Raw genomic sequence first — 23309 nt, 5'->3', positions numbered from 1 at the left:
ACGTAGACCTCCAGATCGTGCGTCATGAAAAGCGCGTGGCGCCGTGCCCGCGAATGGGGCCGGGCACGCGACAACGTCATTCCTTCCATCTTGACGGCTGGGCACCGAACGATGTGACAGCGTCGCGCAAAAAATATTTCTGTCACGTCGCCCGCTGTCCGGCCGTCATAGGAACAACAACCGGCGCAATGAGTGCGAGGACGCTCCGCGCAACCCGCCGTCACCCTGGCGGCCTACACGAGGTCAACATGCATTCCAGCTATCCAAACATTACCGGCCTTGGCCTCGTGCCCACCGTGATCGAACAGTCCGGCCGCGGCGAGCGCGCGTATGACATCTATTCGCGGCTTCTGCGTGAGCGGATCGTGTTTCTGGTCGGGCCCGTGAACGAGCAGTCGGCCAGTCTGATTGTTGCGCAGTTGCTGTTTCTGGAATCCGAGAATCCCGACAAGGATATTTCTTTTTACATCAATTCGCCGGGTGGTTCCGTGTACGACGGCCTCGCGATCTACGACACCATGCAGTTCATCAAACCGGAGGTATCCACCTTGTGTACGGGCTTCGCCGCGAGCATGGGAACCTTTCTTCTGACGGCCGGGCAGCGCGGCAAGCGGTACGCGTTGCCAAACGCGCGCATCATGATTCACCAGCCCTCGGGCGGCAGCCAGGGCACGGCCGCCGACGTCGAAATTCAGGCGAAGGAAGTGCTCTATCTGCGAGAGCGCCTGAATGCCATGATGGCCGAGCGCACCGGACGCAGCATCGAGGAAATTGCCCGCGACACCGACCGCGACAACTTTATGTCGGCGCATGCGGCCAGAACCTATGGTCTCGTCGACGAGGTGCTCGAAACGCGCGCGGCGCCAGGTGCATCGTCGTATCTTCACGAACGGTAGTGCGGTGGCCGGGTAGTTATCCCGGGTAGTTATCCCGGGTAGTTATCCCGGGTAGTTATTCCCGCGTAGTTATTCCCGGGTAGTCAGTCCTGGGTGGTCGATCCTGGCCAGTCAGTCCCACCCACAGTGCCCGGTTGCTGCGCCGAACCAATTCGGCACAGCGCGCACCGCAGCATATATCGTCCTGAAAAGGCCTCGAAAAACGTCGCAAGGAGCGCGCGCTGTCGCGGGTTCGCGCGGCGCGCATCAGTGTGCGCGGAACACAAAAGCTGAACACCTCCGCTGGAATCGCTATCATGGTCGCGATTCGTCGAATTTGACGATCGCTTCAATGGAGATATACATGGCGTCATCCAACGAAACCGTCAGCATGGCGCTATTCTGCGACTTCGAAAACGTCGCGCTTGGCGTGCGTGACGCGAAATACGACAAGTTCGATATCAAGCTGGTGCTCGAACGGCTACTGCTCAAGGGCAGCATTGTCGTGAAGAAAGCGTATTGCGACTGGGACCGCTACAAGAGTTTCAAAGGCGCGATGCACGAGGCCAATTTCGAATTGATCGAGATTCCGCACGTGCGCCAATCGGGCAAGAATTCCGCCGACATCCGGCTCGTGGTCGACGCGCTCGACCTCTGCTACACGAAATCGCACGTCAATACGTTCGTCATCATCAGCGGCGACTCTGACTTTTCGCCGCTGGTGTCGAAGCTGCGTGAAAACGCCAAGCAGGTGATCGGTGTCGGCGTGCAGCAATCCACGTCCGATCTGCTGGTCGCGAACTGCGACGAGTTCTTTTTTTACGACGACCTCGTGCGGGAAAGTCAGCGCACGGTCGCCAAGCGCGAGTCGTCGCGTCCGCCACAGGCTGCGCAGCCGGCGGCCAAACGCGCGCCCGACGAAGAAAAGACCCGCAACAAGGAAGACCTCGAAAAACGCCGTACCAAGGCGGTCGAGATTGCCGTGCAAACGTTTGACGCGCTTGCGTCGGAACGCGGCGACAGCGGCAAGATCTGGGCGTCGGTGCTGAAGAACGCGATCAAACGCCGCAAGCCGGATTTCAACGAGACGTACTACGGTTTTCGTGCCTTCGGCAATCTGCTGGAAGAGGCCCATGCCCGCGGGCTACTCGAATTCGGCCGTGACGAGAAGTCGGGCGCGTATGTATATCGGAGCACCGCGGCGAACGTGGCCGGCGAGCATGCAAGCGAGGCCGCCGACGTGACCGAATCGGCGGAACAGTTGTATGAGGCGCAGGTGGCCGAAGCGGTAAGCGCCGAGTCCGGCGGCAAGCACGAGTCGCGCCGTCGCGGGCGAGGCAATCGCAAAGGCGGCCGCGGCCAGCAGGAGAACGTTCACGAAGAGCGCGTCGGCGCCGAGCACGGCAGCAACGCTTCGGCTCAAATGGACGACATGCACGCGCAATCGCCGAAGAACGGCGAGTTCGTTTTTGAACTACCGGAAGCGCCGTTGGCATTGCAGGAAACCTTGGCGTCTGAAGAGTCGGCCGGCGTTGACAGCGGGGCAGACGAACCGCACACGAGCGGCAAACAGGCAGCGCGCGGCAAAGCACGTGCACCCCGCAAGACCGCTGCGAAAAGAGCGAAGAAAGCTGCGCCGCGGAGCATCGACGATATTCCTGAGATCGCAGCGCCTGCCGAACCGGCGGCCCCTTCTGCCACGGCCGAAGAGCCGCCCGTGCCAGCAAAGAAGGCTGCACGCAAAGCCGCACCGCGCAGTCGTCGTCCCCGCAAGTCGGCTGCGACGGGCGATGGGCAGTAAGCGGCACACCTCGGCGCAATGCGCGGCGGTTTTGACGCGAATTCCGCTGCCAAGGAAAGCCCGGCTCTCGACTCGGCCGCACCCGTGCCACGCTGAGTAATGCGTTGCAACTTGAGTGACCCCGCATCAAGCCGAAAGCCCCTGTTTCTCCGAAAAAGGAACAGGGCTTTTCACGCGCTCTGAACCGCCGCAAGCTGATCGGGGACACTATGCGGTGCCGTCCACCAAGCGCGTGGAACAGCCACTGCGTCTGCGCGATGCAAGCCCTCGCTCTATGCAAGAAAACAGAGAGACCCGCTGCCGCTCACAGCAACCCGAACACCGCAACGCCATTGGTGGCGCCTACGTAAACTTTGCCGCGCGCGATCATCGGCGTGATGAATTTGTTGCCCGCGCCCCACTGATCGCGCGTGCCGGCCTGATTGCTGTTGTACAACTCGACGGCGAGATTGCTTGCGTTGTACGCGTGCAAAGCGCCGGTCGTCCCGTTCTCCGCCGCCCAGACGATCCCGTTGCTCGCGCCGTTCGCCGACACGGCCGGCGTCGCGCCCGGATACGCAAAGGTGGTCGGACTCCTCGATGCAGCGGTGGTCGCGAGCAAAGCTCCCGAGACCGGCAACGCTTTGAGGTTGTCGTTCAGGCCGCCGTAATAGACCACGCCGTTGTAGTAAGCCGGCGATCCCCAGATACCACCCGCCAGCGTGCCGATCAACTCCTGCCAGATATTGTTGGCGGTCGGGCTGAATTTGCCCATCGAATCACGGTCGACCACATAAATGTGGTTGTCCTTGCCGGCCGCTACCGCGAGATGCTTGACCACGCCGCCTGCCGTCGTCTGGTCCGGTAACACCATGGCGCCGCCCGAGCCGAAATCGTTGTCCGTAGCCGCTTCCTCGACCACGTTGGACATCGCGAAGTAATCGGTGACCTGCAGGTTGCCCAAGGAGAGCTTCATCATCGAGTTGCCGAAATCACCATCGACGGGAAAGCCCTGTGCATTGAGCGTGGCGCCGAACGTGCCGTTGCCGTCCACGACGTAAAGCGACGTGCCATCCGACGCCATGCCGGAGCCGGCCATCCAGATCGAGCCCTGACTGCCGTTCGGCGTGATGTTGAGCGCACTGGTCTGTTTCAGGGTGTCGGCGCTATAGGCCATCAGCCACCCGGTGTACGCACCCGTCATGCAGTGCGCGGTCCAGCCCATGTAGATGTTGCCGCCAACCAGCGTGAGCGCCGCACGCTCCGTATGCAGCGACGGGTTGAAGTTAATCACGCCGCTCACGTTGCCCGCGCCGTTACCCGGATAAGTTGCCGCAATCTCAGTGGGACCGCCCAGCACTTCGGCGCCGGTCGCGAGATCGAGCGCATGCAGTCGGTGGTGGTAGCCGCCACCGCTGTCTTTCGTCATGGCCACCGCATACAGCACGCCATTCGTGCCGCGATTGCGGTCGATCACCGGCGTCGACGTAATGCCGATCTCCGGGGTAATGTCCTGGCAACCGCGATCGTCGCTCGGCGTTTCGCCGTTACCGATCAACGAGACTTTCCATAGTTGCGCGAACGATGTGGCGTCGTAGGCGTAGACGCTATCGTGTTCGGTAACCACGTAAACCACGTCGTGCGACGTCCCGCCGATCGCCAGACTGGTAACGAAAAGCGGCTGCCCGTCGACCTTGCCGTCCGCGGCCAGAAACGCGACTTTGCCGAAGTTGGTCGAATTGACATTTGTCTGCGTGAGCGTGGTCTCGGCGAGCATCTGACCGGTGCGGCCGAGATCGTTGTGATGCATGAGGACGTCGGTGGGGTAGGACGCCGCTACCGCAGCCGGGGCAGCGCCCGCGCCAGTCGTTCCGGTGCCTGCGCCCGCTCCGGCGCCGGTGGTCGAGCCGGTGCCCGTGCTGCTCATTCCCGAGCCGGTGCCGCTGGTGCCGCTGCCCGTACTGCCAGAACCCGACCCGGAGCCGCTTGCCGTACCGCTTCCACTCCCGCCCGCCGACCCCGACGCCACGGTGGGTGCGCCACCGCCACCGCCGCCGCACGATACGAAACAGATGGCAACGGCGATCAGGGCCGCCAAGGTGCCTCGGCGAGACCATGGGCCTAGCCCGGACGTATCAACGCCCGCTTGCGAGATTCGCATTTTCGCCTCGTCTCATGAACGATGCGACGGTCGGCTCCGCACAACGAACGGTGTGGGTCGTGAATCACGTCGCATGCCGTAAGAGAGGAGATCGCCCGATGCGTCTTCGATCGCTGACGGTGTGAGTGCCCCCTACGGTTGAATAACCGTACGCTGTTTACAAAGGCGTTTGCCGCCATCGTCTCGCCGCCCTCCGCCAGACGAGGCAATCCGCGAGAGCGACGCGGCCTCGCTGCAGCGAGCGCTTCATTAAACTCGATCAGTAGTACGGATAAGGTGCATAGATTACCGGCGGCGGCCCGTAGTAACGGGGCGGCGGCGCAACATATACCGGCTGAGGCGCATAGACCGGCATCTGCGGCTGTGCGATCGTGTTGCCCTTCGATGTCATGCACTGCGCGTACGCCGCGTCGTATCGCGCCTGCATACTGTTGGCCGAATACTGCGCGCCGTTTGCGCCAGCCGCGCCGCCGAGCAACAAGCCGCTGCCCGCGCCAATGGCCGCGCCCGCGCCGGCATTGCCCGCCGCCGCACCGAGGAGCGCGCCGACCGCGGCGCCGCCCAGCGTGCCGACCGCGGCGCTATTGACGCTGTTCGTGGTCGAACTCTGCGCGGCGCCGGCCGCGTCCGACGAATGGTAGGCGTAGTCGCGGCATGAGTAGTCGTCCTGCTGGAACTGATTGAGCGGCTCGCCGCTGCGCGGCAGCGCGACTATGGAAGGACCGCTCGGCGGCACCACGGCACAGCCGCCAAGGAGCGCCAGTGCGACCGCGCCCGCAGGGAGCGCGACGCGTATCGATTTAAGACTTGAGATCATGGGGGCGCACGTTTGTTCAGGAGAGAAACATACGTTAGGCCAATTCGCGCCCGCCTTGTTTACGAGATAGTTACCGTATTTTTACCGTCTATATCGAGACACGCCGTTGACAGGCCGAAAGCGCGTGGCGGCCCCGGATGCCGTTACGAACTGTGACAAAGATGATCCGAGTCGCCAGACGCCTGGCGAGGCCCCGTCCGAAGAACCATTCCGACGGGACCATCGCCACCTATCAGGCGATCTCGAACCGATCGAGCTCCATCACTTTGGTCCAGGCTGCCACGAAGTCGCGGATGAACTTTTCCTCCGCGTCCTCGCTTGCATAGACTTCGGATAGAGCCCGCAGTTGGGCATGCGACCCAAAGATCAGGTCGACACGCGTGCCCGTCCATTTGAGTTCGCCGGTCTTGCGATCACGCCCTTCGAACACGTCCCGGGCGGAAGACAGCGGCTTCCATTCCGTATCCATGTCGAGCAAATTACGGAAGAAGTCGTTGGACAGCGTCTCCGGCCGGTGGGTCAAAACGCCGTGCGATTCCTGCCCCGCATTGACGTTCAACGCGCGCAAGCCACCGATCAATACCGTCATCTCGGGAGCCGTCAGCGTCAGCAATTGCGCCTTGTCGATCAGCAAGGCCTCCGCCGGTGCGCGGTACTTGCCCTTGAGATAGTTGCGGAAGCCATCGGCAAGCGGTTCGAGCGCCGCGACGGATTGCACGTCGGTCTGTTCCTGCGAGGCATCCATGCGGCCCGGCGTGAACGGCACGTTCACCGGATGACCGGCGCTCTTCGCCGCCTGCTCGACGGCCGCGCTACCGGCCAGCACGATCAGGTCGGCCAGCGAGATCTTCTTGCCGCCGCACTGCGCTCCGTTGAACTCGCTCTGGATGCCTTCGAGGACCTTCAGCACCTTCGCCAGTTGCTCGGGCTGATTGACCGCCCAGTCTTTCTGCGGCGCGAGGCGAATACGCGCACCATTGGCGCCGCCGCGCTTGTCGGAGCCGCGGAACGTGGAGGCCGACGCCCACGCGGTCGATACCAACTGCGAAACCGACAGTCCCGAGGCCAGAATCTTCTGCTTGAGCGAGGCGATGTCCTGCTCGTTCACCAGCGGATGGTCGATCGCGGGAATCGGGTCCTGCCAGATCAGTTGTTCGGCCGGCACTTCCGGTCCAAGATAGCGGGCGCGTGGTCCCATGTCACGGTGGGTCAACTTGAACCACGCCCGCGCGAACGCATCGGCGAGCTGGTCCGGGTTCTCCAGGAAACGCCGCGAAATCTTCTCGTAGGCGGGGTCGAAGCGCAGCGAGAGGTCGGTGGTGAGCATCGTCGGCCGCAGCTTCTTCGAGGGGTCGTGAGCATGCGGGATCGTTTCGTCCGCGTCTTTGGCAACCCACTGATGGGCGCCGGCGGGGCTCGTGGTCAGCTCCCATTCGTACTTGAACAGGTTTTCGAAGAAGCCATTGCCCCACTTCGTCGGCGTGGTGGTCCAGGTCACTTCCAGACCGCTGGTGATCGTGTCGCCGCCCTTGCCGGTGCCGAAGCTGTTCTTCCAGCCCAACCCCTGGTTCTCGAGATCGGCGGCCTCGGGTTCCGGGCCGACGTTGTCGGCGGGACCCGCGCCGTGCGTCTTGCCGAAGGTGTGACCGCCGGCGATCAGCGCGACGGTCTCTTCGTCGTTCATGGCCATGCGAGCGAAGGTTTCGCGAATGTCGTGCGCCGCGGCGAGCGGGTCCGGATTGCCATCGGGACCTTCCGGGTTGACGTAGATCAGGCCCATCTGCACGGCACCCAGCGGATTTTCCAGGTTTCGCCCGCTGTTGTCGCGGCTCACCTCTTCGCCGTGTTTTTGTTCGTCGGCGACGATCACGCCGCCGTCGTCGTTATCGCCGGCCGCACCTTTGCCATAGCGGACGTCGCCACCGAGCCACGTCTTCTCGTTGCCCCAGTAGACGTCCTGATCCGGTTCCCAGGTGTCCTCGCGACCGCCCGCGAAGCCGAAGGTCTTGAAGCCCATGGTCTCCAGCGCGACGTTGCCCGTGAGGATCAATAGGTCCGCCCACGAAATCTTCTGGCCGTACTTCTGCTTGATCGGCCAGAGCAGGCGGCGAGCCTTGTCCAGGCTGACGTTGTCAGGCCAGCTGTTGAGCGGCGCGAACCGTTGCTGGCCGCGCCCCGCGCCGCCGCGGCCGTCGCCGATGCGATAGGTGCCGGCGCTATGCCATGCCATGCGGATGAACAGCGGGCCATAGTGGCCGAAGTCCGCCGGCCACCAGTCCTGCGAATCGGTCATGAGCGCCGCAAGATCCTTCTTCACCGCGGCCAGGTCGAGACTCTTGAATGCCTCGGCATAGCTGAAGCTGCTGCCCAACGGGTTGGACTTGGCGGAGTGCTGGCTGAGCAGGTCCAGCCGCAACTGCTTCGGCCACCAGTCGCGGTTCGTGGTGCCGCCGCCGGCGGCATGGTTGAACGGGCACTTTGCTTCGCTTGACATGCGTTACCTCCTTTGGGAGACGTACACTGGGATGTTCTACTGTGGCATTCGGACTTCCAGGCGAACCGACAATCCAGCGCCCGCGGGTCTGCCCGAAACCTCGTGGAGCGCGCTTTCTGTTATGCCGCTGTCGGTCACCCGCGGCACATCGGCGTGCCGCGACACGAGATGTCGTGGCGGGATCTGGACGCGAAGCGCTCACCGTTTCAGACCTGCTGGGATCTAAAATATAGATGAGAGTTTCTCGCCATAGAAAGCGTTTCCTGCAATGCCGTTGATAGGTCGTGACTATAACTTGGCCGCTGGGAAGCCGCTCGCTCGGTGCCAGGGAAAGCGGCGTTGCAAGCAACGCCGCGAGCGTGGAGAAGCCCAGTGATCGCGCACGCTCGTGAGGGCCATCGCACACGGCCACTCGCATCGATTGAAGACGCGCGACTCGCCGATATTCGCTTAGGTATCCGATGTGTTTTCGACGCGCTGGCACGCGCGAGGGCCGCGTCTCTTCTACTCTGCCGACCGGCCGAAGAGAGAAAAATGCTTCGACGATTTGTACGGGACGTCGTCGCCGATCATGCCGAACTCGATCGGAAAACGCACGTAGAAGACATGCACGTTTTCGGCGCGCACATGCTCGAGAAGCTGCTCCGCCTCCGTTTCCGTCACCGCGAGAATGATCTGTACCGGCTGATCGTCGAGCTTGAGCATGTGGGCCGCGTGACGCGAACCGGCGTGCCCGATCCCTTCAGCGCAATTGATGACGCTCGCCCCACTGATCCCCAGCCGGCGCACCTCATGCAGCAGCCATTCGCATACGGTTTGATGGCCATGCTTCCGGCTGTGCTCCGTATAGAACGTCAGTTGATAGCCGTTCATCGTGTCTCTCCGCCGCCTGACGCAGGGTCGCTTCCCCGCTTGCTTCATTCTAGTCCATGACCCACGCGACACACGAAGCGCCCTGCACTGTCGCGCCCTCGCGGCGGCCGATGCCCCAAGCCGGCCTCGGCGTAGCACCGGCCCGCTACTCGCCGCTCTCTTGCGAGCCTGCGCCAAGCACTTCATATTCGATAGGACAGCGCGTGTAGAAGAGTTGAACACCGCCATGCCGAAGGCTATCGAGCAGTGCGTCGATGCGTTCGTCCTCGGCGGCCACCGTCACGACCACGGACTGGTCGACCAACTCGAAGAAGCGCGCCGCATGATATTTGCCATGCGCGTCGATGCTTTCGCTGACCTCGATCACCGTCGCCCCCTCAATGCCGGCTTCCTTCGTCTTCTCCAGAATCCAGTCGACGACGGTCATGTGGCTTTTGCGGTGGCTCTGATTGGCTGCAAACACGGTCAATTGACTGCCTTTCATGAGGAACTCCGGTTGGTCCATGAAGCATGCATGAGTCGTCGTCGCGGGCAGGACGCGGCGACCCGCCCACGCCCCATGTTGCGCGCTACGGAACGCGGGTGCAAAAAAGCCCTCTCGCGGAGGGCTTTCCTGTCAGCGACGGTTTGCAAAGCTTATCGCGGGAGACCGCCTCAGCTTTTGCACAACCGCAAACTCACGCGAAGTTCTTCGACGCGAATTCCCAGTTGACGATGTTCCAGTACGCCTCGACGAACTTCGGACGCGCATTGCGGTAGTCGATGTAGTAAGCGTGTTCCCACACGTCGATCGTCAGCAGCGCCTTGGCGTCCGTGGTCAGCGGCGTAGCGGCGTTGCTCGTCGACACCAGGTCGAGCGAACCGTCGGCCTTCTTCACCAGCCATGCCCAGCCCGAGCCGAACGTGCCGACCGCGGTCTTGGCGAACTCTTCCTTGAACTTGTCGAACGAACCCCACTTGGCGTTGATCGCGTCAGCGAGCGCGCCGGTCGGAGCACCGCCACCTTGCGGCGACAGGCTGTTCCAGAAGAACGTGTGGTTCCACACTTGAGCCGCGTTGTTGAACACGCCGCCCGATGCCTTCTTGACGATTTCCTCAAGCGACAGATTCTCGAACTCCGTGCCCTTGATCAGATTGTTCAGGTTGGTCACATAGGTCTGGTGATGCTTGCCGTAGTGAAACTCGAGCGTCTCTTCCGACATGTGCGGAGCGAGTGCGTTTTTCGCGAACGGCAACGGCGGGAGCGTATGTTCCATGGTGCTTTCCTTCTGTCTGAATCTGTTGTGGGGGAGTCTGCGGATAACGCTATAGAGCACTCGATTGTAGGCGAGTTGGAATAACCCCGCAAACCAACGGACTTTATGTCCGGCATCGGCGAACATGCCGCACAGGTAGCGTAAATAATGCAATCGCACATGGTGTGCCCGGTCCTCGCAACCGTCATAAAGTGCGAACGCTCAAACCGTCGGCGAAGTGTCAGAAACCGTCGGTGAGGCGCGGCTGCACATCGGCCAGCGCGATATCTGCGCTGCCTTCGGCGAGGTGCACCGTCAGGCGCCGCCCCGGCTTCAACGACGACGGCGCACGCACCGCGCGCCCGCTCTGGGCATCGAGCACGGCCGCATAACCGCGCTCCAGCGTACGCTGCGGACTCAGCACTTCGAGACGCGCGGCCAGCGTGTCGATACGGGCGGTTTGGCGTTCATGCTGGCGTAACAAAGCGGCGGCGAGGCGCTGCGCGAGATTGCCGAGCTTCGCCTGATGCCCGGCGAGATCCGGACGCCAACGTTGCCAGCGCATCTGTAGCAGCGAAAACCGCGCTCGGGCGTCACGCACCGGGCGCGTACCCGCCGACGCGAGCCGCACGCTCAATTGCTGCAGATGGGTGCGTTGCCGCGCGAGACGCTCAGCCGGCGACACCAGCCTGCGCGCGAGCCAGTCGAGTTGCTGGGCGCGCCGCTCCATCATGCGGCCAAAACCGCGTGCGAGTGTCGCGTGGCGATGATCGAGTTCACGCAACAGCAGCACGCGCTGCGGACTCACCAGTTCGGCCGCGCCGGTGGGCGTCGGCGCGCGCACGTCGGCGGCAAAATCGGCGATCGTGAAATCGGTTTCGTGACCGACGCCGCTCACCACCGGAATGGCGCTTTCCGCGATCGCGCGCGCCAGCACTTCTTCGTTGAACGCCCACAGGTCTTCGATCGAGCCGCCGCCACGGCAGACGATCAGCACGTCGACTTCGCGCCTTGCGTTGGCGGCGTCGACCATCGCGGCAAGCCTCGCGCTCACGCCCACGCCCTGCACCGGCGCCGGATACACGATCACCGGAATATGCGGCGCGCGGCGCGACAGCGTGGTCAACACATCGCGCAAGGCCGCGGCCTGCAACGACGTCACGATGCCGATGGCGCGCGGATGCGGCGGCAAGGGGCGTTTTCGTTCGGCGGCAAAGAGACCCTCCGCTTCGAGTTGCGCTTTCAGCCGGAGGAACGCTTCATAGAGCCGCCCCTGGCCGGTGCGCCGCACGGCCTCCACATTCAATTGCAGTTCGCCGCGCGGCTCGTACATCGTCACCAGCGCGCGCACTTCAATGCGGTCGCCTTCGCGCGGCGTGAATTCGGCGTATTGCGCCCGCCCGCGGAACATTACGCAGCGCATCTGCGCCTGCGCGTCCTTGATCGAGAAATACCAATGGCCGCTCGCCGCGCGAGTGAAGTTCGACACTTCGCCGGCAACCCAGACGAGCGGAAACGAGCGTTCGAGCATCGTGCCGATCGCGCGATTGAGCGCCGAAACGGGAACGACGACTTCACCGCCGGGCGCGGCCGACGAGAAAAAAGGGCTATCGGGATTCATGCGAGGAATATGGATGGCTGGCCGGACAGACGATAGACCGAGTGGCCATTGGCGTCCAGCGCGGCGCGCGAATTGTTAAAAGTGTCCACATGGCGGGACCCGCCGCAAGAAAGCCGCCAAATTGCCCGCGCGGCCGCATAATTTCAAAGCATGTCTTTGATTTATATGGTGTTTGTATCCCGTTAAAGAGAATGATTGCCGATAACGCGCACGTGGAACGGCCCTCTCCGCCTGTCGGGCGGGAGGTTCTCCACAAAGTTATCCACAGGCTGCAGGCAGCGTCGGATACGCCGTTGCGACGCGCGCCGCATGGCGCGCGACTTGCCGGGCGGGACGCACGCGCGCTAGAGTGGCGCGTTCGACGGCATGCCGCACGCCTGCATGGCGTCCGGCATTGCGGCACCTGCGCCTCGTGCCGCTGTTTCCTTCCGCCTCATTTTCGATCGCCCGGAGAACCGCGTTGATGCTTGCCCCGCGTAGTGCGCCCAGCTCCTTCATGTCGTCGCCCAGGCTCCTTCGGGTGAGCGCCGCGCCGCTCCTCCGTGCGACCTGCCCATGAGCGAAATCAGCAACCGTCTCGAAGCGCGCCTTGCGCGCGAATGGCAGCAGCGCGGCCCCCTCGCGTGGGCGCTGACGCCGTTCGCCTGCGTGTTCGGCGCGATCGCCGCCGCGCGCCGCGCCGCCTTTTCGTTCGGCTGGTTGAAATCGGTGCGCGTCGGCGTACCCGTGGTGGTGGTCGGCAATGTGACCGTCGGGGGCACCGGCAAGACGCCGACCGTGATCGCGCTGGTCGAAGCGTTACGCGCCGCGGGCTTCAAACCCGGCGTGGTGTCGCGCGGCTACGGCGCGCGCGTGAAGACGCCGACGCGTGTCACGCCCGGTTCGGCGGCGAGCGTGGGTGGCGACGAGCCGCTGCTGATCGCCCGCCGCACCGGCGCCCCGGTTTGGGTCTGTCCGGATCGCGTGGCCGCCGCGCAGGCGCTGTGCGCCGCGCACCGCGAAGTCGACGTGATCGTCAGCGACGACGGCTTGCAGCATTACCGGCTCCAACGCGATGCCGAACTGCTGGTGTTCGATCATCGGCTCGGCGGCAATGGCTTTCTGCTGCCGGCCGGGCCGCTGCGCGAGCCGCTGTCGCGCCGCCGCGACGCGACGCTCATCAACGACCCTTACGCGCGCACGCTGCCCGCCTGGCCAAACACCTTCGCGCTGAAGCTCTCGCCGGGCGACGCGTGGCATCTGGACAATCCCGCGTTGCGCCGTCCGCTCGCGCAATTCAGCGGCGATCGCGTGCTGGCCGCGGCCGGCATTGGCGCGCCGGAGCGCTTTTTCGCCACGCTGCGCGCCGCAGGCCTGACGCCGGCCACCCGTGCGCTGCCGGACCACTACGCGTTCGAGCGCAATCCTTTTGCCGACGTGGATGCCGATGCCATCCTGGTAACAGAAAAGGATGCGGTAAAATTAGGGTCCTGGCACGACGCGCGCATCTGGGTAGTCCCGGTCGAAGCCGCGCTCGATCATCGCCTCATTGCATTAGTTGTGGAGAAAGTCCGTGGACGCTCGCCTGCTTGAAATTCTCGTCTGCCCGATCTGCAAGGGCCCGCTCAGCTACGACCGCGCCGCGCAGGAGCTGATCTGCAACGCGGACAAGCTCGCCTATCCGATCCGCGACGGCATCCCCGTCATGCTCGTCGACGAAGCGCGGCAAACCGTGGAAGGCACACCGGTCGATCTGAATCCGGGCTCCGTGGCCTAGCTCCGGCCGGCTCGCATGCACGGGGGCGCCGCCATGCGGGCTCCGCGCGTTTCGATCCGCCTTTGCCGTCTTTCCGGTCCGCGCCGTTGCCGTTAGCGTTGGCGCGGCCGCCTTCCTCCGGTTTCACCGCCGCCCGCCGTTCCGTCCGTCTTTGCGCCTGTCTCGCCGATGACCCACGCCAACACCGCCACTCCTCCGTTTATCGCCGTCGTACCGGCTCGCCTCGCGTCGACGCGCCTGCCCAACAAGCCGCTCGCCGACATCGGCGGCAAGCCGATGGTGGTGCGGGTCGCCGAACGCGCGCGCGAATCGGGCGCGCAGCAGGTGCTGGTCGCCTCAGACGCCCAAGCGGTGCTCGACGCCGCCCGCGATCACGGCTTCGAAGCCGTGTTGACGCGCGCGGACCATCCGTCCGGCACGGACCGCCTCGCGGAAGTCGCGGCGCAATTCGGCTGGAGCGACGACACGATCGTGGTCAACGTGCAGGGCGACGAGCCGCTGATCGATCCGGCGCTCGTGTGCGGCGTTGCGTCGCACCTCGCGGCGAGCAGCGGCTGCGCGATCGCCACGGCCGCGCACCCGATCACCGATCCCGCCGAGATTTTCAACCCGAACGTCGTCAAGGTCGTGCTCGATGCGCGCGGCGTCGCGCTGTACTTCTCGCGCGCGCCGATCCCGTGGGCACGCGACGCCTATCAGCCGCACTGGCCCAATGTCGCGGCGATGCCCACACCGCCCGCGCCCGCGGTGGTTCATCGGCATATCGGCCTGTACGCTTATCGCGCGCAATTCCTGCGCACTTACCCGAGCCTCGCGATCTCGCCGATCGAACAGGTCGAAGCGCTCGAACAACTGCGCGCAATGTGGCACGGCGAGCGCATCGCGGTGCTCGTGACACACGAGGCGCCGCTGCCCGGCGTCGACACGCCTGCCGATCTCGCGCGCGTGCAGGCTTTATTCGGGTCTTGAGCGGAAAAACCCATGGCATAATCGGACGGTTGTGCGCGCCTCCCGAGACGAACGAGGTTCAGGGTTTGCCCGGTCGCGCCTTTGCGGTCTCGCAGCGCCGTGTGTTCGACGTGCAGCGCGAGACCCGTAACGGCAAGCCGACGCGGAGCCCTTCGACGCATCGTGGGATGGCTGCAGCGCCACCAAAGAATTCACATAGATCTGGAGATATCACATGCGTTTGATCCTTTTGGGTGCGCCCGGCGCGGGTAAGGGCACTCAGGCCACCTTCATCAAGGAAAAGTTCGGCATTCCGCAAATTTCCACCGGTGACATGCTGCGCGCGGCCGTCAAGGCAGGCACGCCGCTCGGCCTCGAAGCCAAGCGCTTCATGGACGCCGGCGAACTGGTGACGGACGAGTTGATCATCAACCTGGTGAAGGAGCGCCTGCAGCAGCCGGACTGCGCGAACGGCTATCTGTTCGACGGTTTTCCGCGCACCATTCCGCAAGCCGAAGCCATGAAGCAGGCCGGCGTCGCGATCGACTACGTGCTGGAGATCGACGTGCCGTTCGAGGAGATCATCGTGCGTATGAGTGGCCGCCGCTCGCACGCCGCGTCGGGCCGCACGTACCACGTCAAGTTCAACCCGCCGAAAGTGGAAGGCGTGGACGACGTGACCGGCGAACCGCTGATCCAGCGCGACGACGACAAGGAAGAAACGGTCAAGAAGCGTCTGGAAGTGTATGAAGCGCAGACCAAGCCGCTGATCGAGTACTACAACAGCTGGGCGAAGAACGGCGATTCGTCGACCCCGTTGAAGGCGCCCCAGTACCGCCGCATTTCGGGCCTTGGCAGCGTCGAGGAAATTCGTGAGCGCGCGTTCGAGGCGTTGAAGTAAGTTCGCTTTAATCCGCGTTTGCCTGAGCAAAACCCGCCCTTGCCGGCGGGTTTTTTTATTGCATCGCGCGGCGTGGATGCGCTGCGCCCTCTCTCTGCGTCACGCCCGGAATTGGTTAGCCATCCATATCGGTTTGCTTGCGCGCCGCGTGCCGCGACACGCGCGTCAAGCGGCAGGCCACCGCGCTTTCCGCGTTGCACCATAGTCGTTACAATCGATCATCGAAAAAATATTCGATCCAGACATTACTGAACCGTAGCAAGGAGAAGACATGGAGATTCGAGACAATGTATTCCTGATCACCGGCGGTGCATCGGGCCTGGGCGCGGCCACGGCGCGCCTTCTCGCCGACAACGGCGGCAAGGTGGTGCTCGCCGACCTGAATGTCGACGCCGGCGAGGCGCTCGCCAGCGAACTCGGCGGCGTCTTCGTCAAATGCGACGTCAGCCGCGAAGACGACGCCACGCAAGCCGTCGAAGCCGCCACCGGGTTCGGCACGTTGCGCGGCCTCGTCAATTGCGCGGGCGTGGCGCCTGCCATCAAGACGGTGGGCAAGGACGGCCCTCATCCGCTCGACTCGTTCGCGCGCACCATCTCGATCAACCTGATCGGCACCTTCAACATGATCCGGCTCGCCGCCGCGGCCATGTCGAAGAACGAGCCCAATGCGAATGGCGAGCGTGGCGTGATCATCAATACGGCGTCGGTGGCCGCCTTCGACGGCCAGATCGGCCAGGCGGCTTACGCGGCGTCCAAAAGCGGCGTGGTCGGCATGACGCTGCCCATCGCGCGCGATCTGTCGCGCAACGCAATCCGCGTGATGACAATTGCGCCGGGCATTTTCGAAACGCCCATGCTGCTCGGCATGCCGCAGGAAGTGCAGGACGCGCTCGGCGCGATGGTGCCGTTCCCGCCGCGTCTCGGCAAACCGGTGGAGTACGCGATGCTGGCCAAGCAGATCTTCGACAATCCGATGCTCAATGGCGAAGTGATTCGCCTGGACGGCGCGATCCGCATGCAGCCGAAGTGACCGTCCATGCAGCGTGCCGCTCGATAGCGGCACGTCAATGAAAAACGCCTGCACATATCCATGTGCAGGCGTTTTGCTTTGAACCGTACCAACGGGCGTTGCCGCGTGTCTACTCGCGGTCGTTGTGTTGCGTACGCTGACGCAGTTCGTGCAGCTGCGACTCCACCACGGTCGCGTCTTCGGCATCCGGCCGGTCGCCGAGATAGCGCTCCAGGTCTTCGAGCGCCGGGCGCAGGTAGTCGAGCCGCGCATAAGCGAAGCCGCGATCACGCACTTCCTCGATACTCTCCGGCAGCAGGATCACGAGGCGCTGCTGCACCGCCAGCAAGCGCTGCCAGCGTTCCGTCTGAAGATAGGTGGACTTCAGATTGCGCAGCATGCGGGCGATGATCTCGCGACGCGTGGCCGGTTGCAGCAGCATGCGCAACGCCCGGCTCACCGATTCGCCCGCCGACGCCACATAAGGCTCCAGCATTTCCACCATCTCCGATTCGGACAGTGAGTGCCCGCTGGTCGGATCGAGCATCACGTCGCCGTCGGGCGTTGTCACGCGCAACAGGAAGTGGCCGGGAAACGACACGCCGCGCGCCGGAACGCCGATCTGTTCGGCCATCTCCAGATACAGCACGGCCAGCGAAATCGGAATGCCGCGGCGCCGCTTGAGCACCGCATTCAGATGGCTGTTGTCGGGATCGTAGTAATCGTTCAGATTGCTGGCGAAACCCAGCTCACGGAAGAAGAACCGGTTCAGGATACCGACTTTCTGCTTGATGTCGGCGTCGTCCGGCATGCGCCGCTGCAGGCGCACCACCAGTTCGTCGATCTCGGCGAGCGTGCTTTGCAGATCGAGATCGGGGTAGGCGTCCTGCGCGAGCGAAAGCGCCGCCTCGGTCAGCGGAAGACTCTCGTCTTCGGCGACCAGCGTGCTGAAATAGTCGAGAACGCGCGTCATCGTGATCACTTCGCTCGCCTTTTGAAATAAGCGTACTTGAAGCCCATCAGCCAAAGCATACCGAAATATAGCGCGGCGAACAGAACGAGGCACGCTGCGAGCAACACCATGCGATCGACCGGCCGGCTGTGCAGGCCGATCCAGTCAAAGCTGATTGCCAGCCAGTGCATGGCGCCGGCCAGCACCAGACAGGCGCCGAGCAACTGCACGAAGAATTTGAGCCAGCCGCTCGACGGCGTATAGATGCCGCGCTTGCGCAGCCCGAGAAACAGCAGCAATGCATTGCCGCAAGCGCCGAGCCCGACGCTCAGCGTCAAACCCGCGTGCGCGAAAATCGGCACGAACAGGTAGTTGCTCAACTGCGTGAGAATCAGCACGCCGACACCGATTTTCACCGGCGTCTTGATGTCCTGCTTCGCATAGAACCCCGGCGCGAGGATCTTGATGAGAATCAGGCCGATCAGGCCGACGCCGTAAGCGGACAGCGCGCGCGAGACCATCACGACCGAGTTGCCGTCGAACTTGCCGTAGTGAAACAACGTGGCGGTCAGCGGCTGCGCGAAGAAAAACAGCGCCACGGCGCTCGGCGCCGCGAGCAGAAAGGTGACGCGCAAGCCCCAGTCGAGCAGCGACGAATACTCGTGCGGATCGGCGTCGACGTGCGCCTTCGAGAGGCTCGGCAGCAGGATCGTGCCGAGCGCGACACCCAGCAGCGCGGTCGGGAACTCCATCAGCCGGTCGGCGTAGTTGATCCAGGACACCGCCCCCGGGCCGATGCGCGACGCGATATTCGTGTTGATGATCAGGCTGATCTGCGCGACCGAGACGGCGAACATCGCGGGCACCATCTTGGACAGCACGCGCTTCACGCCGCGATGCGCGAGCGCCTTCACCGGATTCAGGCCGATGCGCGGAATCATGTCGATCTTCTTCAGACCCGGCAACTGCACGACGAACTGCAGCACGCCGCCCGCGATCACCGCCCACGCGAGCGCATAGACCGGCGTTTGCAGGCGCGGCGCGACGAGCACGGCGGCGACGATGAACGCGACGTTCAGCAGAACCGGCGCGAATGCGGGCAGCGAGAAGTTCTTGTACGTATTCAGCACGCCCGACGCCAGCGACGTCAGCGAAATGAAAATGATGTACGGGAACATGATGCGCGTCATGGTGACCGCGAGCGCGTACGCCTGCCCTTCGTGCGCAAGGCCCGAAGCGACGATGAACACCACGCCCGACGCGCCGACCACGCCGATCAGCGAGAGAACGGCGAGCGCCCAGGCGAGCACCGTCGACGTGGCGTCGACTAGCGCCTTGGTGGCGTCGTGGCCTTGCTGGTTCTTGAACTCGGCGAGAATCGGCACGAAGGCCTGCGAGAACGCGCCTTCGGCGGAGATGCGGCGCAGCAGGTTCGGAATGCGGAAGGCGACGTAGAACGCGTCAGTGTATTGACTGGCACCGAACGCGCGTGCGATCAGCGTTTCGCGGGCCAGTCCGGTCACGCGCGACAGCAACGTGAAGCCGCTGACCGTCAGCAGGGCTCGGAATAGATTCATGGGGCGCTTATTATACGGGTGCCGCAAGTGCGGACGACGAGCCGGAACGCGATTCGGACCGATTTGCCGCGCAGACGTTCGCTCCGGGGGGCGGATGCGCGCGTTTTTTGTGGCGCGCCGCACCATGTCGTCGGCCGGGTACGTCCGCGCATCCGCCCTTTCCGCGCGGACTTCGACCGGTGGCCAGAGACCGGCCGCGCGCTGGGCGCCAGACTTGACGCAACCGGGCGGCACAGCATCGTAGCGCTTTCCCGTTGCCACGTGCCTGATTTTGTTGCTATAATCGCCGGTTTCGAAGCTCGCTTAACTTTCGGGCCGCTTCCGTACGGGGTCGAGGTCGGCGCCACGCCACCTGCGAACACGCTCGAATAGCCCGAAAACACAGGCCTGCCTTCGCGTAGTCCGAGCGATTTTTTCGACACTTTTGCGCTCTTGGGCAATCGCTTCCAAGAGTTCGATCTAAAAGCAGCACCTCACCACTTGAAGGTCAGGTACTGGAAACAGGAACAGGATAAGGAACCGTCATGGCTAACTCCGCACAAGCACGCAAGCGCGCCCGCCAGGCCGCCAAGGCAAACTCGCACAACTCGGCACTGCGCTCGAAGTTCCGCACGGCTATCAAGGCTGTCCGCAAGGCGATCGACGCCGGCGACAAGGCCAAGGCCGCAGAAATCTTCCAGGCATCGTCGAAGACCATCGACATCATCGCCGACAAGAAAATCGTTCACAAGAACAAGGCTGCTCGCCATAAGAGCCGTCTCGCTGCAGCCATCAAGGGTCTGCAAGCGCCCGCAGCGCAGTAATTCCGGTCAGCCCGCTTCGGTGGGCTACCTCCTGTTTCCGCTGCAAAGAAAGGCCCGCCTCGGCGGGCTTTTTTGCCTGGAATCGGTCGGCGCCAATAGTTCGCCTCACCCGCCGATAACTAGGCTTCAGCCATAAAAAAACCCGCTGCCGGCGGGTTTTTGTTTTTTGCCGCTTCAGCCGGCTGGCGCTTAGCGCGTGTTCTTGGGCTGCTGCGTGCCATGCTCCGGCGGCAACTCGCAAGCCTCGGTCACGACGAGGTCGTTGTCTTTCGCGAAGTTGAGAACGAAGTCGAAAGCCATTGGCTCGATGTCACGCAAGCGCGAGTCGAGAATCACGCATTTGAGGTCGCCGAGCATGGTCGGTCGAACGTAAAGCGAGTACTGCATGTAGGCGTTCGGCCCCTTCCTTGCACCGGGACCGAAGCACGCCATGACGCCTGCGAGGCGCTCCGACCAGTCGCTCGGTCGAAACCTTTTTCCGGTCGACGTAATGCCCTGAATGAAATATTCGGTTGGAGCTGCTTCGGCCATGTAGGAATACCTGTGTGACTGCCCAGCGGGATGACGACAAAGCTGACGGCGAAACGGCTTTGAATTGCCTCAACTCGCCGGGACATGCCGCGATGGCGAACCGCACCACCAGAACCGCGAAGGGCCGGCTGAGCCGCCTTTGCGTTTGTCATGACGGCACACCGCGAGGAGGCTTTTTCGAGCCGCGCGAGCCGTGTCCCGCAAGCGAAATACCGGCCTGCTGGGCTTTGGGATAACCCGTAGATTATAGCGCAGCGGACCTTTTTCCGCAGCGCACACAAGACATGTCTGAGGTATCCACAAGGCTTTCAGACAGCTTGACCCGCCTTTTGGCCGACTCGTCAAATCGGGCGAAATCCTTTATGCTGCATTGAGTTACCACAAACGACGGCGGCGCCGTCCGGCAATCCTGCCGGGTGAGACCGCCGTATTTGTTTCATGACCGCCAAGAAAATTCGCCACTACCTGCAGTTCAAGGATTTCTCGCTGGAAGACTACGAGTACGTGCTGGAGCGCGCGCGCATTCTAAAGCGCAAATTCAAGAACTACGAGACTTACCATCCGCTGCACGATCGCACGCTGGCGATGATCTTCGAAAAAAATTCGACACGCACGCGCCTGTCGTTCGAAGCCGGCATCTTCCAGTTGGGCGGCCACGCCGTTTTCATGAGCACACGCGACACGCAGCTCGGCCGCGGCGAACCGATCGAAGACGCTGCGCAAGTGATCTCGCGCATGGTCGACATCATCATGATCCGCACGTTCGGCCAGGACATTCTCCAGCGCTTTTCCGAGAATTCGCGCGTGCCGGTGATCAACGGGCTGACCAACGAATATCACCCGTGCCAGGTGCTGGCGGACATCTTCACGTACTTCGAGCATCGCGGCCCGATTCGCGGCAAGACGGTCGCATGGGTCGGCGACGCCAACAACATGCTGTACACGTGGATCGAAGCCGCGCAGATTCTCGGCTTCAAGCTGCGCCTGTCCACCCCGCCGGGCTACAAGCTCGACCGCGCCATGGTCGCCGCAGAAAGCGCGCCGTTCTACGAAGAATTCGACGATCCGAACGAAGCGTGCGCCGGCGCCGACCTCGTGACCACCGACGTTTGGACCAGCATGGGCTTCGAGGCCGAAAACGAGGCGCGCAAGAAAGCCTTCGCCGACTGGTGCGTCGACGCCGACATGATGGCGCGCGCCAACCCGGATGCGCTCTTCATGCACTGCCTGCCGGCCCACCGCGGCGAGGAAGTCAGCGCGGAAGTGATCGACGGTCCGCAAAGCGTCGTGTGGGACGAGGCGGAAAATCGTCTGCACGTGCAAAAGGCACTGATGGAATACCTGCTGCTCGGCAAGCTGAATCACTGAGCGAGCCGCTGCTCCGCACCTTGAGCAGCATCTGCGTGAAGCGCGACGGGGCCTTGAATACGAGGCAAGGCACCCACGTCTAGCGCCACGCATCGAGCCGGCGTCCACTGCGGCAAGCGGACCCGGCTTCGTCGCCGCACTGCCCCAAAAACGCGGGCAACGGGCGGTTTAGTGTCAAAATAGTGGTTTTCCGCGCTCCGGGACTGCCGGCGCGCCTTGTTTTCCCGCTTTCTCCAGCTACGAGTTCACCATGAGCGATATCAAGAAAGTCGTGCTCGCCTATTCGGGCGGCCTCGACACCTCCGTCATCCTGAAGTGGTTGCAGGACAATTACGACGCCGAAGTCGTCACGTTCACGGCCGACATCGGCCAGGGCGAAGAGCTGGAACCGGCGCGCAAGAAAGCCCTGCAACTCGGCATCAAACCCGAAAACATCTTTATCGAAGACCTGCGCGAAGAATTCGTGCGCGACTTCGTGTTCCCGATGTTCCGCGCCAACACGATCTATGAAGGCGAGTATCTGCTGGGCACGTCGATCGCGCGTCCGCTGATCGCCAAGCGTCAGATCGAAATCGCGCGCGCCACCGGCGCACAAGCGGTTTCGCACGGCGCGACCGGCAAGGGTAACGACCAGGTTCGCTTCGAACTCGGTTACTACGCGCTGGAACCGGGTATCAAGGTGATCGCGCCGTGGCGTGAATGGGACCTGCTCTCGCGTGAGAAGCTGCTCGCGTACGCCGAAAAGGCCGGCATTCCGATCGAAATGAAGCACAAGCAAGGCGGCGCGCCGTATTCGATGGACGCGAACCTGCTGCACATTTCGTTCGAAGGCCGTCACCTGGAAGATCCGAAAGCGGAAGCGGAAGCCGACATGTGGCGTTGGACGGTGTCGCCGGAAGAAGCGCCGGACCAGGCCGAATACCTCGATATCGAGTACGAGCATGGCGATCCGGTTGCTATCAACGGCAAGCGTCTGTCGCCTGCGGAAATGCTCACGGAACTGAACCGGCTGGGCGGCAAGCACGGCATCGGCCGTCTGGATCTGGTGGAAAACCGTTACGTCGGCATGAAATCGCGCGGCTGCTATGAAACGCCGGGCGGCACGATCATGCTGAAGGCGCACCGCGGCATCGAGTCGATCACGCTCGACCGTGAAGTGGCTCACCTGAAAGACGACCTGATGCCCCGCTATGCGGCGCTGATTTATAACGGCTACTGGTGGAGCCCGGAGCGCCGCGCGCTTCAGGTGCTGATCGACCACACGCAAGAGAAGGTCAACGGCTGGGTTCGCGTGAAGCTGTACAAGGGCAGCGTGACGGTCGTCGCGCGCGACTCGAAGGAAACGCTGTTCGACAAGACCATCGCAACGTTCGACGACGACGGCGGCGCCTACAATCAGGCCGACGCCGGTGGATTCATCAAGCTGAACGCGCTGCGTATGCGGATTGCGGAAAACGCTCGCCGTCAGCGCGATTGATGAAAAAGAGCGGTTTGGCAGCGGGCCGACTTCGCGCGAGCGAGGTTAGCCGCCGCGAGGCGCAGCCGAAGCCAATCGCAGAAGCACAAGAAAAAGCGCCGGGAGCCAACTCCCGGCGCTTTTTTTTCGAA

At 63.2% G+C, this 23309-nt stretch carries 20 protein-coding genes; 10 read left to right on the top strand and 10 right to left on the bottom strand.

The genetic code is table 11. The annotated features are described in order from the left end of the window. Positions 1–248: 248 nt before the first annotated feature. Both clpP and CJU94_RS09010 read left to right on the top strand, forming a co-directional pair. Positions 249–896 (top strand): ATP-dependent Clp endopeptidase proteolytic subunit ClpP, encoded by a 648-nt coding sequence (gene clpP / locus CJU94_RS09015; protein WP_095418395.1) that lies wholly within the window; start codon positions 249–251, stop codon positions 894–896. Positions 897–1239: 343 nt separating this feature from the next. Then, positions 1240–2676: an NYN domain-containing protein gene (locus CJU94_RS09010; protein WP_095418394.1), complete on the top strand. Its 1437-nt coding sequence runs from the start codon at positions 1240–1242 to the stop codon at positions 2674–2676. A 304-nt stretch (positions 2677–2980) separates the two neighbouring features. Here the strand turns inward: CJU94_RS09010 and CJU94_RS09005 are convergent, their stop codons facing one another. The 7 genes from CJU94_RS09005 to xseA all read right to left on the bottom strand — a co-directional run bounded on the left by CJU94_RS09005 (position 2981) and on the right by xseA (position 11856). Further along, on the bottom strand, positions 2981–4816 hold the full coding sequence (locus CJU94_RS09005) for a PQQ-binding-like beta-propeller repeat protein (RefSeq protein WP_095418393.1): 1836 nt from the start codon (positions 4814–4816) through the stop codon (positions 2981–2983). Positions 4817–5075: 259 nt separating this feature from the next. Beyond that, positions 5076–5633, bottom strand: a complete 558-nt coding sequence (locus tag CJU94_RS09000) for a glycine zipper family protein (RefSeq protein ID WP_095418392.1) — start codon at positions 5631–5633, stop codon at positions 5076–5078. Between the two features lie 232 nt (positions 5634–5865). After that, positions 5866–8127, bottom strand: coding sequence for a catalase/peroxidase HPI (katG, locus tag CJU94_RS08995; protein WP_095418391.1), 2262 nt, complete (start codon positions 8125–8127; stop codon positions 5866–5868). Between the two features lie 504 nt (positions 8128–8631). Continuing rightward, complete coding sequence (locus CJU94_RS08990) at positions 8632–9000, bottom strand: DUF190 domain-containing protein (RefSeq protein WP_095418390.1); 369 nt, start codon at positions 8998–9000, stop codon at positions 8632–8634. Positions 9001–9145: 145 nt separating this feature from the next. Beyond that, the gene (locus CJU94_RS08985; protein ID WP_095418389.1) at positions 9146–9484 is read right to left on the bottom strand and encodes a DUF190 domain-containing protein; all 339 of its coding nucleotides are present in this window, start codon (positions 9482–9484) and stop codon (positions 9146–9148) included. Positions 9485–9677: 193 nt separating this feature from the next. Next, on the bottom strand, positions 9678–10256 hold the full coding sequence (gene sodB / locus CJU94_RS08980) for a superoxide dismutase [Fe] (protein WP_095418388.1): 579 nt from the start codon (positions 10254–10256) through the stop codon (positions 9678–9680). 220 nt (positions 10257–10476) lie between these two features. Beyond that, positions 10477–11856: an exodeoxyribonuclease VII large subunit gene (gene xseA, locus CJU94_RS08975; RefSeq protein ID WP_095418387.1), complete on the bottom strand. Its 1380-nt coding sequence runs from the start codon at positions 11854–11856 to the stop codon at positions 10477–10479. Positions 11857–12411: 555 nt separating this feature from the next. Here xseA and lpxK point away from each other — a divergent pair. The 5 genes from lpxK (at position 12412) to CJU94_RS08945 (ending at position 16491) form a co-directional block, all read left to right on the top strand. Next, positions 12412–13428: a tetraacyldisaccharide 4'-kinase gene (gene lpxK / locus CJU94_RS08965; protein ID WP_095418385.1), complete on the top strand. Its 1017-nt coding sequence runs from the start codon at positions 12412–12414 to the stop codon at positions 13426–13428. Beyond that, positions 13409–13612 carry a Trm112 family protein gene (locus tag CJU94_RS08960; protein ID WP_007180583.1) on the top strand — a complete coding sequence of 68 codons (204 nt, stop codon included), beginning with the start codon at positions 13409–13411 and terminating at the stop codon, positions 13610–13612. The genes lpxK and CJU94_RS08960 overlap by 20 nt, the downstream gene beginning before the upstream one ends. 168 nt (positions 13613–13780) lie before the next feature. Further along, positions 13781–14581, top strand: a complete 801-nt coding sequence (gene kdsB / locus CJU94_RS08955) for a 3-deoxy-manno-octulosonate cytidylyltransferase (RefSeq protein WP_095418384.1) — start codon at positions 13781–13783, stop codon at positions 14579–14581. Positions 14582–14795: 214 nt separating this feature from the next. Next, on the top strand, positions 14796–15461 hold the full coding sequence (adk, locus tag CJU94_RS08950) for an adenylate kinase (RefSeq protein ID WP_095418383.1): 666 nt from the start codon (positions 14796–14798) through the stop codon (positions 15459–15461). A 271-nt stretch (positions 15462–15732) separates the two neighbouring features. Then, positions 15733–16491, top strand: a complete 759-nt coding sequence (locus tag CJU94_RS08945; RefSeq protein WP_095418382.1) for a 3-hydroxyacyl-CoA dehydrogenase — start codon at positions 15733–15735, stop codon at positions 16489–16491. A gap of 109 nt (positions 16492–16600) precedes the next feature. Here the strand turns inward: CJU94_RS08945 and CJU94_RS08940 are convergent, their stop codons facing one another. Continuing rightward, entirely contained in the window at positions 16601–17443 is an 843-nt protein-coding gene (locus tag CJU94_RS08940; RefSeq protein ID WP_095420272.1) for a SirB1 family protein, read from the bottom strand. Between the two features lie 5 nt (positions 17444–17448). Continuing rightward, positions 17449–18999 carry a murein biosynthesis integral membrane protein MurJ gene (gene murJ / locus CJU94_RS08935; protein WP_095418381.1) on the bottom strand — a complete coding sequence of 517 codons (1551 nt, stop codon included), beginning with the start codon at positions 18997–18999 and terminating at the stop codon, positions 17449–17451. Between the two features lie 524 nt (positions 19000–19523). On the opposite strand from murJ, the gene rpsT reads away from it, so the two are divergent. Then, the gene (rpsT, locus tag CJU94_RS08930) at positions 19524–19802 is read left to right on the top strand and encodes a 30S ribosomal protein S20 (RefSeq protein WP_006050052.1); all 279 of its coding nucleotides are present in this window, start codon (positions 19524–19526) and stop codon (positions 19800–19802) included. A gap of 189 nt (positions 19803–19991) precedes the next feature. On the opposite strand, the gene CJU94_RS08925 is transcribed toward rpsT, so the two are convergent. Next, the gene (locus CJU94_RS08925; RefSeq protein WP_095418380.1) at positions 19992–20333 is read right to left on the bottom strand and encodes a DUF3579 domain-containing protein; all 342 of its coding nucleotides are present in this window, start codon (positions 20331–20333) and stop codon (positions 19992–19994) included. 438 nt (positions 20334–20771) lie between these two features. On the opposite strand from CJU94_RS08925, the gene argF reads away from it, so the two are divergent. Further along, a complete protein-coding gene (gene argF / locus CJU94_RS08920; protein WP_095418379.1) occupies positions 20772–21701 on the top strand; it encodes an ornithine carbamoyltransferase in 930 nt (309 codons plus the stop codon). Positions 21702–21951: 250 nt separating this feature from the next. After that, positions 21952–23178: an argininosuccinate synthase gene (locus tag CJU94_RS08915; protein ID WP_095418378.1), complete on the top strand. Its 1227-nt coding sequence runs from the start codon at positions 21952–21954 to the stop codon at positions 23176–23178. Positions 23179–23309 lie beyond the last annotated feature (131 nt).

This window comes from Paraburkholderia aromaticivorans (assembly GCF_002278075.1).
GTDB classification, from domain to species: domain Bacteria; phylum Pseudomonadota; class Gammaproteobacteria; order Burkholderiales; family Burkholderiaceae; genus Paraburkholderia; species Paraburkholderia aromaticivorans.
Note: the sequence above shows the minus strand (reverse complement) of the source record. Positions and strands in the feature narration are given on the sequence as shown.